Genomic DNA, 11,872 nt, shown 5'->3' with positions numbered 1-11,872 from the left:
GGAGAGCCGTTTTTCCGGTCCCTGCATGACTCCTTGGGCGATGACCCGTTCCCGTATGTCTGGGTGCCGGAGCGGCATCCGGGTGGGCACGGTCTGCCTGCGCACTTTGCGGTCGGAAGGTTCGGAGCGAACGTGGCCCGGGTGTCCCGGCTGGGTCGCGCTGCAGACCAGGCGACGCGGTTTGGAGGGCACCGGCGAGGTCCGGTTGCGCGACCGGGTCCAAGAGAGCCTGCGCATGCGGCCCTCTCAGATCACAGTGGGCGAGGTCCGGGATGAGGAGTGGCTCGACCTTCTGCTCGCGCTCAACGCCGGGCTGCCGGGCATGGCGTCACCGTCAGCGGCGGGGGCGTTGTTCTGCCGTAGGGTAGATGTGGGTTCGACGGGCGGAGGTGAGTGACGTGGACGACGTTCAGCGGCGTCTGCTATCTGCCATCGCACGCCGGTACTACCTCGAGGATGCGGCCAAGACAGACCTGGCCAAGGAGTTCTCGATGTCGAGGTTCCGGGTGGCTCGTCTGTTGCAGCAGGCGCGAGAGACCGGGGTCGTCACCATCGAGATCAACGATCTCGACGAGCGCCGTGACGCGCTGTCGGCGGACCTCGCCGAGCACCTCCTGTTGGATGAGTGCGTGGTCGTCAAGGCCGGCGAGGACGAAGAAGACAACCGACGACGACTCGCACGGGCCGCGTCGCTGCGCATCAAGGAGCAGGTCCGTGACGGTGACCTGCTCGGCCTCTCCTGGGGTCGCACCCTCGCGGCGATCGGGGAGGAGCTGGCCGACCTGCCGCCGTGCACGATCATCCAGCTGACGGGCACGGTGGGCAACGACCTCCGTCAGTCACCGGTCGAAGTCATTCGCCGGATCGCGGGCCGCTCGAGCGTGGACGCTGTCGCGATCTTTGCGCCTCTTTTCGCGGCGTCCGAGACCGCGGCCCAGACCTTCCGCAGCGATCCCGCCGTCCGAGGGGCCCTCGAGCGCTACGCCGACTTGTCCCTCGCTGTGCTGGCCGTCGGCTCCTGGACCCCACCCATCACCCAGTTGGACACTCTGGTCACCGAGGCCGACCGTGCGGAGCTGGCTCTGGAGGGCACTCTCGCCGAGGTCGCGGGCATCTTCCTCCGCGAGGACGGGTCGACGGTCGACGCGGCCGTCACCCGGCGGCGGATCTCGGTCTCGGTCGATGAGCTCTTGGCGACCCCCCAGGTCCTCGCGGTGGCCGGCTCCGTCGAGAAGGCGCCCGCCATCGCCGCTACCGCCCGCTCCGGCCTCATCACCTCGTTGGTGACCGATGATCGGACAGCGGGCGCGCTGCTCGCACTGCCCGCCGTCGAGTCGCACGCACTGGGTCGGCGTCCTTCGTCACGACCGCACGTGCCCGCTCGACGCACTTCCTGACCCGCGTCCCACGCTCGGTCGGCCACCCCCACAGCACTTCCTGGCCCACGTCCCACGCCCGGTCGGAGACCCCGCGCAGCGCTGCCACGCGACTGCGCTGCAACGCGTCCTCACCAGGTGACCCTTGACGCGTCGGTGCACGAGTGATGTACTTCACTCTCAGATGAGCAGAGGATGCTCAAATGAGCAGTGAGGTGAGAATGGAACCCGTCGGCGGCCCCTCCTTAGCCCCTCAGGACACGACGCCGGTCCTGGTCAACGGGCTCGAGACCGAGGTCGTCGTCGATCACGAGCTGATCGACGGGCTGCTGCTGCCGACGCTGGAGCGTCTCTCGGCGCGGGCGCAGCGCGACCGCCGTACTTTCGTGTTCTTGGCGGCGCCGCCGGCCGCCGGCAAGTCGACGCTGGCGGTCCTGCTCAAGGACCGCGCTCGCCATCTCGACTTCGACGTGGTGGGCATCGACGGCTTCCATCACCCGGCTGCCTACCTGCAGACGCGGTACGTGGACCGGGACGGAGAACGGGTGCCCCTCAACTCCATCAAGGGTGCCCCTGAGACCTACGACGTCGCAGGCTTGGCCCGCCAGCTCGAGGCTGCGCGTCGACAGCCTATGTGTTGGCCGCGCTACGACCGGGTGCGGCACGACGTCGTGCCGGGCGACTGCCCAGTGACGGCCAGTCTGGTGCTGGTGGAGGGCAACTGGCTGTTGCTCGACGAGCCGGGGTGGGCCGACCTGGCGCTCCACTCCAACTTCAACGTCTTCCTCGAGGCCGAGCCGGAGCTTCTCCGCGATCGGCTGATCGAGCGGAAGGTCCGCGGGGATACAGCCGCGAGGCGGCGGTCGACTTCTACGAGCGCAGTGACCGGCTCAACGTCGATCGCGTCCTGGCGCGCACCGACCGCAGCAAGGTGGATCTGCTGCTGCGCCTCAACACCGACGGAACAACCGAGCGAAAGGGCTCACTGTGACACAACTAGCCAGCAGTCCAACGACCGCGGAGAAGACCAGCAATCGTGCGCGCGTCCAAGCCTTCGGCGGCTTCCTCACGGCGATGGTGATCCCCAACGTCGGGGCTTTCATCGCGTGGGGCCTGCTGACCGCCCTGTTCATCCCGACCGGGTGGTTGCCCAACGAGGACCTCGCGGCGCCCGTCGGACCGATCATCACCTACCTTCTGCCCCTGCTCCTGGCCTACACCGGCGGTCGGCTGGTGTACGGACATCGCGGCGGCGTCGCCGGCGCGTTGGGCACCATCGGGCTCATCGTGGGGGCGGAGATCCCGATGTTCCTCGGTGCGATGGTGATGGGGCCACTGAGCGCCTGGTTGATCAAGAAGATCGATGAGGCCATCCAGCACCGGATCCGATCCGGCTTCGAGATGGTCGTCAACAACTTCACGCTCGGATTTCTCGGGCTCGGTCTGATCATTGCCGCCTACAAGGCCATCGGCCCACTGATCGGCGCGATCAACGATGTCCTGCTCCAGGCCATCAACGCCCTCGTGGACACCGGTGCCTTGCCACTGCTGTCGTTGCTCAACGAGCCGGCGAAGGTGCTCTTCCTCAACAATGTCATCGACCAAGGCATCTACTACCCGCTCGGGCTTCAGGCGGCCGCAGAAGACGGGAAGTCGATCTTCTTCATGGTCGCCTCGAACCCGGGTCCGGGACTGGGTCTTCTGGTTGCGTTCTGGCTGTTCGGTCAGAACCGGGTGATCCGCGACAGCGCCCCCGGCGCGATCATCATCCACTTCCTCGGGGGCATCCACGAGATCTACTTCCCTTATGTGCTGATGAAGCCGCTGACCATCGTCGGCATGATCGCCGGCGGCATGTCAGGCATCGCCACCTTCATGCTCTTCGACGTCGGGCTGACCGCCGGCCCCAGCCCGGGCTCGATCTTCTCCTACCTCATCCTGACCCCGAAGGGCGATCACATCGGTGTCATCGCGGGGGTGCTGGTGGCCGCGCTCGTCAGCTTCCTGGTCACCTCCGTCATCTTGAAGGCCTCACGCGACCCCGAGGGCAGTGCCGACGACCTGGAGCTGCAGACCGAGCGCTCTCAGGCGATGAAGGCCGAGGGGCGTGCGGTGCTCGCTGGCGCGGTCGGCGGCAGTGACGGCGGACGGAATGCGTCCGCAGACCGTCTTCAGGTCCGCAGCATCGTGTTCGCCTGCGACGCGGGCATGGGCAGCAGCGCCATGGGCGCCAGCGCCTTCCGCAAGAAGTTGGAGCGGGCCGGTCGGGAGGACGTGACCGTGGTGCACGCCGCCATCGAGGCGATCCCCGATGACACCGACCTCGTGGTCGTCCACGAGAACCTCGCGGCGCGCGCCGCCGGTGCGCGGCCACACGTCGAGATCGTGACGATCAAGAACTTCCTCGGCGATCCCGCACTCGACCGTCTCGAGCACGACCTCAGCCTCAAGGGGGCAGACCATGACGCGTGACCGACTGACCAGGGCCGCCCGTATCCATGGCAGGGACAAGGTTGCCGTCAGCGAGTTCGAGCTGCCCGCCACAGGGGCCGACGAGCTGTTGCTGAGGGTGGTGAGCAGCAGCATGTGCCTGTCGACGTACAAGGCGCTGTCGCTGGGCGAGGAGCACAAGCGCGTGCCCGACGACGTCGGGGACGTCCCGGTGATGACGGGCCACGAGTTCGCGGGCGTCGTCGAGGAGGTCGGATCGGAGCTGACCGGACGGTTCACGACCGGTCAGAGCGTCGCCATCCTGCCGACCATGGGACTACCCAGCGGCTATTCCCCGGGCTACAGCTATCCGTACTTCGGCGGCGACGCGACCTACTGCATCGTCCCCAAGGTCGCCATCGACAAGGGTTGTGTACTGCCCTACCCAGAGAGCTACTTCGCCAACGCTTCGCTGGCGGAACCCATGTCGTGCATCATCGGCGCCCTCCATGCCAACTACCACACGCAGCCACTGGTCTGGGAACACCAGATGGGCATTCGCAGCGGCGGGTCGCTGGCGCTGCTGGGATGCGGCGGAGCGATGGGCATCGGGGCGATCGACTATGCCCTGCACGGCCCCTACCACCCCAGTCTGGTGGTCGCGGTCGACGTCAGCGCAGAGCGTCTGCAGCGCCTGCGCCGACTGTTCCCGCCCGAGGAGGCCCTCGCCCGCGGGACCCGCCTGGTGTTCCTCGACGCCACTGGCATCGACGCGAAACAAGCTCTCCTCCAGCTGGCCGACGGGCAGGGGTACGACGACGTCGTGGTCTTCGCCGCGAGCAAGGCGCTCGCCGAGACCGGGGACGCCATCCTCGCGCAGGACGGCTGCCTCAACTTCTTCGCCGGCCCCACCGACAGGTCGTTCGCCGCCAGCCTCAACCTGTACAACGTGCACTACGAGAGCACTCACGTCGTCGGCACCTCGGGTGGATCCCGCTCGGACATGGAGGAGTCCCTGAGGCTCTCCGCCTCGGGCGACATCAACCCCTCCCGCATGGTGACGCACGTCGGAGGACTGGATGCAGTGCCTGACGCGCTGTCGACACTGCCCGACTTCACCGGTGGCAAGATCCTGATCTACCCGCACATCGACATGGAGCTCACGGCTATCGCCGACTTCGCAGCCGCCGGCGACTCCCGCCTCGCCAGGCTCGCCGAGCTGTGCGCTCCTCACGACAACATCTGGAACCGCGATGCCGAGGCCTACGTCCTCGAGGCGTTCGCACCCCGGACAGGGGGACCGACGCGATGAGCGAAGCAGCCAACCACCTGCTGACCGACGAGGCGATCGTGCTGGACGGTCCCGGTGCCACACGGGACGAGGCCATCACCGCGGCGGGCCAGCTGCTCGTCGCCGCCGGCGCGGTGGAGCCGTGGTACGTCGACGCCATGCACGAGCGCGAGCGCTCGGTGTCCACCTACATGGGCAACCTGCTGGCCATTCCGCACGGCACGCTTGCGGCCAAGAGCGCCATCCGCCGCACCGCCATCTCGTTCACGCGGTACCCCCAGACGGTGGACTGGGACGGCAACCCGGTCGAGTTCGTCATCGCGATCGCAGGTGCGGGGGACGACCACCTGCACCTGCTCTCCCAGTTGTCTGGCGTCTTCACCGACGACGACCAGATCCAGCAACTACGAACCGCACCAACCCGCTCCCAAGTGTGCGCCATTCTCGAGGGCGGTTAAAGAGCTGCAGGAGGCGAGAACGGAACCCGCCGCTTCCGAGAGGCGGCCGGGCACGCCGGCCCGGGTACCGACCGGACGCCTTGAGAGCTCCCGCACCGGCGGTCGCCCAGGCCGGCCGGAGGCGGGGCTCACGCGGGCTCGAGGACCAGCACCACGCGGTCGGCGTCGCCACCATCCCGCCTGTCCCCGCCATCCACAGGCCGTGCAACAGGGGTTCACTTCCGGGCGATCTTGATCCAGGATCGAGGACACAACGGACAAGCCGCTCGGGCGAGGTGTCTGAGCTGACATGCAGGCGGGGGCATGAGCCTGACCTATACGGGTGCGGAGCGCGAGCTCGTGGAGGAGCTCGACGAGCAGGTGCGCACTGCGGTCCGCCGCGACGGCGTGGACCCGCAGCGCGACATCGTCCTGGTCCGCTCGATCGCCCGGCAGGTCGTCGCCGACCACGACCAGCGCAGCCTGACCGGCGTCGTGCTCCCGGTGACCGAGCCCGAGGCGATGGTGGAGGAGCTGGTCAGCCGGGTCTCCGGGTTCGGCCCACTGCAGAAGTACCTCGACGACCCCACCGTGGAAGAGATCTGGATCAACGACCCCAGCCGGGTCTTCGTCGCGCGGGCGGGCCGTCACGAGCTGACCCCCACGATCCTCACCGCCGCCCAGGTCAGCGACCTCGTGGAGCGGATGCTCAAGTCCAGCGGACGTCGGGTCGACGTCTCCACGCCCTTCGTCGACGCGACCTTGCCGGGCGGGCACCGGTTGCACGTGGTGCTCCAAGGCATCTCTCGCGACTTCTCGGCCGTCAACATCCGCAAGTTCGTGGTCCGGGCGCACCGGCTCGCCGATCTGGTCGGGCTGGGCAGCCTCTCGGAACAGGCGGCCCGGTTCCTCGAGACCGCCGTGGCCGTCGGGCTCAACGTGGTCGTCTCAGGCGGAACGCAGGCAGGGAAGACCACGCTGTTGAACTGCTTGGCCGCTGCGGTGCCCGGGCGCGAGCGGGTGATCTCCGTCGAGGAGGTCTACGAGCTGCGGTTCAGCCATCCGGAGTGTACAGAGACGCTATTCAGATGCCCCGGGAGATCACTCTGTGAGTTCCGGGGCCGATGGCTGCATGACTACGAGACGAGTGTCGAAGTTCGCCGGGTGGCGGGGTAGGTTGAGGGCCGAAGAGAGGAGCTCGCATTCTCTTCCGGTGCATCTAGAGCCGTGAGCAGCGCAAGTTGCCTGACGCCGACTCGCCCTCGGTGACCGCCGTCAGATGGGGGACGGCTCAGCGCGCCGTCGAGAACGGACTACAGGCCGGGACCACGCAACGGCAGCGCGACCTAGGTTCGGCACCCTGGGCGGGACGAAGCGGAGATTCCGACGGTGGCCGAGACGGTTTCGGCACACGGGATACCGATGCGGAGTCCTCCGGTAGTGGTTAGTGAGTGGGTCAAGGCGTACCACCGGCACCAGACTCGATTGAGCAGCCCTGAGAGGGGACACCAGCCACACGTCAGCGGTCACGTGCATCTTCGATGCCTTCGGGATACCTCAGTCAGGTCTCATTCTGAAGCCCCAGCGCGGGCTTCAGTGTTCCTAGTCAGGTTGACCACCACGCACCCCGGGGTAATGCAACCGGGGCAACGCCCCTTCGAACATCAGCTCGACGACACGCGCGACAATCCGGGTGTGTTGCGCGAGACCGACTAAGCTCTGCGCTATGACGACACCGGCCTTTCGTTTCGTGGACTTGTTCGCAGGTGTCGGCGGATTTCACGCGGCGTTGAAGGCCTACGGCGGTCGAGGCGTCTACGCCGTGGAGATCGACAAGGCTGCTGCCGAGGTCTATCGCCGCAACTGGGGTTATGACCCGCTCGGAGACGTGACCGAGGACGCCAACGACGAAGTCATGAACGTTCCCGCGCACGAAGTGCTCGCTGCGGGCTTCCCATGTCAGCCTTTCTCGAAATCAGGCGCTCAGCGCGGCATGGAGGAGACGCGGGGCACGCTGTACTGGAACATCCTGCAGATCATCGAGAAGCGGAAGCCGAAGGTCGTCCTGCTCGAGAACGTGCGCAACCTCGCTGGGCCGCGCCACCTGCACGAGTGGCAAGTCATCATCGAGACGCTGCGCGAGCAGGGCTACCGCGTGTCGGAGAGGCCGGCCGTCTTCTCGCCGCATCTACTGCCGCCCGAGCGAGGCGGTCGCCCCCAGGTCCGCGACCGGGTGTTCATCACCGCAACGCACAACCCCGATGGAGTTGGTGACGGCTTGCCAGTCGAGCCGGTGGCGCGGCTCAGTGATCGGATCGACGGTTTCGACCCGAAAACCGGGTGGCACCTGGAAGACCTGCTGGTTGACAGTGACAACGTCCCCGGCTGCAACTTGACTGAATGCGAGCGTCTGTGGATCGACGCCTGGGACGAGTTCGTCCAGAAGTGGTACGAGCACACGGAGGGGCGTCGTCCTCCTGGCTTCCCGATCTGGGCCGACTCATGGTCAGACTTCGAAAAGATCGTCACCATCTTCGATGGCATACCCGATTACCGGGACCTCCTGGAGCACGACAGACTGCTCCCTCAATGGAAGGCGGGGCACCTCGCCAAGAACTACTCGCTCTACTCGAAGCACCGCGACTGGATCGACCCCTGGGCCGAGAAGTGGGGCCTGTTCACGGGCCAGTTCCCGCCCTCCCGTCGAAAGTTGGAGTGGCAGGCGCAGGACACGCCTCGCCTCTGGGACACGGTCATGCACTTTCGCCCGTCAGGCATTCGGGCCAAGCGCCCGACGTACCTGCCCGCCCTTGTCGCAATCACGCAGACCTCGATCGTCGGCCCCCGCGAGCGGCGGCTGTCGCCTCGCGAGACAGCACGCTTGCAGGGGCTGCCGGACACGTACGACTTCGGTTCTCAGAAGGCTTCGGCGACGTACAAGCAAATGGGTAACGGCGTGAACGTGGGTGTCGTCTGGCACATCCTCCGTGAGCACGTCCGGCGCGATGAAGACGTGCTGAAGCGGACGGCTGCTGGACGACGGCTGATCGACGCTGTTCTCGGCGCTCCGCTATCGCCGGACGACAGGCTCGCTCAGCACCGCCCCGCCATCACTGACTGACTGAGGCGCGCGTCGTGGCTGATGCGGACCATGAGGACCGTTGGTATGGGGCGCGCAGAGACGAGGTCTAAGGGGAGTACGGGCCCCAGTTCTGCCTCTTGCAGGGCGAGTCGTACAAGAGGAAAGGCATGGCTGGATGCGTTGATGCGGCTCTGCCCCGCGCCGCGAGCTGATTGCGACTAGCGGAAACTCACGTGTAGCCGAGCGGCCTGCCGCGTATCGTCTCGGCATGGCATCCAAGGACCTGGACCGGACGGTGAGTCGCTTCCTGAACGCTACGAAGCGCATTCGCGACGGCTTGAGCGTCCAGCGCGGCCGAGTCCAGGACGCCTACGACAATGCGCCGCGGGTGCTCAACGGTGAGCCGCACGAATGGGTCGACGTATCCGGCTTCCACGTCAACGACGTCGACTACTACGCCTACGAGCTGGTCCGACTACGTGACCTAGCCAAGTCCGCGCGCCGGCCTCTCGGGTTCCCCCCGGAACTGCAGGACGCGCTGGACGCCTTCGATATTGCACTTCCTCGGCTGTTGGCCTATAGGCACCCGACCACGCACTTCACGGACACGCCTGACCTCGACAGCGTCATGGTGCTTTCCGCCGCCCTTGAGACCGACGACGACGGCGTAAGCCTCAGGGTTATGGTGGACCCGAAGTCCGACCACGACCACGCCGCCGCGATGGCGCTACTGAATGTTCTCGACGAGATTTTGCTCGAGCGATTGGCCCAGTCGATCGCCGATGACCCGGCCAAGCCGCTCGACGAGCAGATCAGGATCCGCAACGCCAAGCACGCTGACGGTCCTACCGTCTCGACGTGAGCGAGAAGCCAAGGTGCGGACCGACTAGCGCCGAGCTTCGCACGAGCATTGCCAGTTTCATGCAGCGGGCTGACGAGGTGCGAGCCCACCCACTGGGTGGCAAGAACTCGACGTTCAAGGTCACCATGAGCCGGAATGTCGTTACAGGCGAGACCAAGCCCGTCGGGCTCGGGACGAACCCGCTGCCGAAGGCCGACTGGATATACCTGGCGGTCCTGATCCGCCCGATCGTCTTCGCTGAGCAGGAGCCGATCAGCTTCAACGTTCTGACCAAGCGAATCGAGCGCGAGCACATCCGGCTGCGCGGGAGGCTGAAGATGGTTCGTGACGGGGTCGCGGCATGGCGAAAGCACACGTTCGTGGGGCCGCAGGTGCTCGGGTCTGGCGAGCCCCTCGAGGCTCCCCAAGAACCAGAGTCGATTCTCGTGGCGCTTGGCTTCGGGGCAACCGACGACGGCCCCAAGACCGAACTGTCCAACGACTACATCTTTGCCTGGGAGTATCTAAACGCCAATGTCTGGCACGCAGATGCTGACAAGGCCGCTCGCTACCAGGCTTCAAGCGACGAGATCAAGCGGCACTACGCCAAGTGCGCCGAGATTCGCACCCTCAATGCCACGGGCCTAGTGCTGCAGTTACAGCAGTGGATACTCGACGCCCGCGCCGACGGCCACGACTTCTAGGCTCATGGGATGACGCAAGGCCCGGCCGCCCCGCAGCCCAGTAGCGACAAGCTCAAGACCGACGTCGCTAACTTCATGGAACGTGCCGACGAGATCGTCGAGCATCCACTGGCCCAGGGCGACCCGCAGTTTGAGGTCCTGCTGCGCTTCGATCCTGAGACTGCGTTAGTCACCCACGGCAGCCTTGAGCTCAAGAATGCTGACAAGCAGTCGTGGCTCTACCTGGCCTTGTTGATGCGACCCGTCGTGTTCACCCAGGACGACCCCACCAGCTACGCCAACCTCACTGGGGCAATCGCTCGTGAGCATGAGCCGCTTAGAGACGTCCTCAAGTCGGGCCGCAAAGCTTTCGTTGCTTGGCAGAAACACATGTTCGTCGGCCAACAAGACCTGGGCAGCGTGCCTGAGCATCTTCAGGGCCAGGAGCCCGGCAGCCTGGTGTACTTCTCGCTCGAAGAGATCGACGAGGTGGGGCCCGAGCCGCTGCCGGCGCCCATCGACGTAGAGAAGATGGTTCCCGACTCCGTGTACGCCAACATCTACTTCAACGGTCACGTATGGCACTCCGATACCGAGAAGGCTGCTCGCTACCAGACAGCAACACCTCTGATGAAGGCCTATTACGCCAAGTGCGCAGAGATCAGAACCATCACAGCTGTTCGGTTCGTCAGAGACCTCCGTAGATTCATCATCGAGACGCGAGTACTTGGTTTCGACTACTAGGTCAGCCGAGGTGCTGTTAGAGGCCGGGCCCACAGCGTCTCTGCAGCTGTCCTCGCGTAGCCCTCGGCCGGCGCTGAATGCTGACGAGCGCGCAGCACGACATGCTCCGTCGCGCCCACTCGGCGGATGACGCATCTGCAGAGGCGTTACGCGGCGGTAAGCAGGTTGAACGCGATCCCATCGGTGTAGCGGGTGCCCTGCCCGGCGCTAGTGTCACCTCATGGCACGAGGCGATACAAGGCTGATGACGTGATTCCAGACCAATGGACCCCAGATCACGTTCGTCGACAAGTCATGCGGCAGGCTCGATACGCACTGAACGTCTCGGTGCTCGACGAGGATCGGGTCCCACCCGAGGGCCCATTCGACGTTGCACTGACGAACGGTCTCCTCGCCATCGTCGCGGCGATCGATCCCGCGGCCGTGATGGACAAGCGGGGCTTTACGCTTCCGGCCAGCGCGCTGCTGCCCAAGGCAGTCGCGCTCGGCCTCTCCATCAACCAGGCGACCTTGGCGGAGGGACTCGATCTCACCCAGCCGCTGCGACATGGCCGAGCCGATGACGAATGGATTCAACTCGGATCGAGGCACCTCACCGCTCTACGTGAACTCGACGAGATCAATGGCCTCGAAGTGCTTCAGCACGTTGGGGCCCACCGAACGGTGGACGACATGATGGTGACACTGTTCTACGAGAAGGCACGGGCCTACGCGGAGCGGGATGTCCGCCGAGTCAAGGATTTGCTCGATGTGATGGACCCAGAGGAGTGCGACGAGTGTTTCCGGCGCACATTCGTTCCGCTCGGCTACGACGACAGCGGCGGCACGATGACCGTCGGGCTCTGCATCGCCTGCGGCTACCAGCGCGACGACGACACCGCGTGGGACATGTACATGGCAGAGCAGTGGGAGTTGAGATGGCAGCACGAGTAGCGTCGAGTTGCAGCAGACAACGGTCACCAAGAACGGGACAGAGCCCCCCGCCCGG

At 65.8% G+C, this 11,872-nt stretch carries 12 protein-coding genes; 11 read left to right on the top strand and 1 reads right to left on the bottom strand.

Annotated elements, in window-relative coordinates:
* Positions 1–25: 25 nt before the first annotated feature.
* Positions 26–397: an ATPase, T2SS/T4P/T4SS family gene (locus H9L09_RS03930; RefSeq protein ID WP_343065193.1), complete on the top strand. Its 372-nt coding sequence runs from the start codon at positions 26–28 to the stop codon at positions 395–397.
* A gap of 1 nt (position 398) precedes the next feature.
* Positions 399–1,397, top strand: a complete 999-nt coding sequence (locus H9L09_RS03925) for a sugar-binding transcriptional regulator (protein ID WP_187579428.1) — start codon at positions 399–401, stop codon at positions 1,395–1,397.
* 224 nt (positions 1,398–1,621) lie between these two features.
* On the opposite strand, the gene H9L09_RS03920 is transcribed toward H9L09_RS03925, so the two are convergent.
* Positions 1,622–1,870: a hypothetical protein gene (locus H9L09_RS03920; protein WP_187579427.1), complete on the bottom strand. Its 249-nt coding sequence runs from the start codon at positions 1,868–1,870 to the stop codon at positions 1,622–1,624.
* 580 nt (positions 1,871–2,450) lie between these two features.
* Between H9L09_RS03920 and H9L09_RS03915 the strand changes: the two genes are divergently transcribed.
* The 9 genes from H9L09_RS03915 to H9L09_RS03875 all read left to right on the top strand — a co-directional run bounded on the left by H9L09_RS03915 (position 2,451) and on the right by H9L09_RS03875 (position 11,817).
* Positions 2,451–3,848, top strand: a complete 1,398-nt coding sequence (locus tag H9L09_RS03915) for a PTS mannitol transporter subunit IIBC (RefSeq protein WP_187579426.1) — start codon at positions 2,451–2,453, stop codon at positions 3,846–3,848.
* Positions 3,838–5,118, top strand: coding sequence for a zinc-binding dehydrogenase (locus H9L09_RS03910; protein WP_187579425.1), 1,281 nt, complete (start codon positions 3,838–3,840; stop codon positions 5,116–5,118). Before H9L09_RS03915 ends, H9L09_RS03910 begins: the two co-directional genes overlap by 11 nt.
* Positions 5,115–5,555: a PTS mannitol transporter subunit IIA gene (locus tag H9L09_RS03905; protein WP_187579424.1), complete on the top strand. Its 441-nt coding sequence runs from the start codon at positions 5,115–5,117 to the stop codon at positions 5,553–5,555. The genes H9L09_RS03910 and H9L09_RS03905 overlap by 4 nt, the downstream gene beginning before the upstream one ends.
* A 303-nt stretch (positions 5,556–5,858) precedes the next feature.
* Positions 5,859–6,710, top strand: coding sequence for a TadA family conjugal transfer-associated ATPase (locus H9L09_RS03900; RefSeq protein ID WP_187579423.1), 852 nt, complete (start codon positions 5,859–5,861; stop codon positions 6,708–6,710).
* Between the two features lie 550 nt (positions 6,711–7,260).
* Positions 7,261–8,655, top strand: coding sequence for a DNA cytosine methyltransferase (locus H9L09_RS03895; RefSeq protein WP_187579422.1), 1,395 nt, complete (start codon positions 7,261–7,263; stop codon positions 8,653–8,655).
* Between the two features lie 229 nt (positions 8,656–8,884).
* A complete protein-coding gene (locus tag H9L09_RS03890; protein ID WP_187579421.1) occupies positions 8,885–9,478 on the top strand; it encodes a hypothetical protein in 594 nt (197 codons plus the stop codon).
* On the top strand, positions 9,475–10,161 hold the full coding sequence (locus tag H9L09_RS03885) for a hypothetical protein (protein WP_187579420.1): 687 nt from the start codon (positions 9,475–9,477) through the stop codon (positions 10,159–10,161). Before H9L09_RS03890 ends, H9L09_RS03885 begins: the two co-directional genes overlap by 4 nt.
* A 9-nt stretch (positions 10,162–10,170) precedes the next feature.
* Positions 10,171–10,884, top strand: a complete 714-nt coding sequence (locus H9L09_RS03880) for a hypothetical protein (protein ID WP_187579419.1) — start codon at positions 10,171–10,173, stop codon at positions 10,882–10,884.
* 327 nt (positions 10,885–11,211) lie between these two features.
* A complete protein-coding gene (locus H9L09_RS03875; RefSeq protein ID WP_187579418.1) occupies positions 11,212–11,817 on the top strand; it encodes a hypothetical protein in 606 nt (201 codons plus the stop codon).
* Positions 11,818–11,872: the final 55 nt, after the last annotated feature.

This window comes from Nocardioides mesophilus (genome assembly GCF_014395785.1).
Taxonomy (GTDB): Bacteria; Actinomycetota; Actinomycetes; order Propionibacteriales; family Nocardioidaceae; genus Nocardioides_B; species Nocardioides_B mesophilus.
Note: the sequence above shows the minus strand (reverse complement) of the source record. Positions and strands in the feature narration are given on the sequence as shown.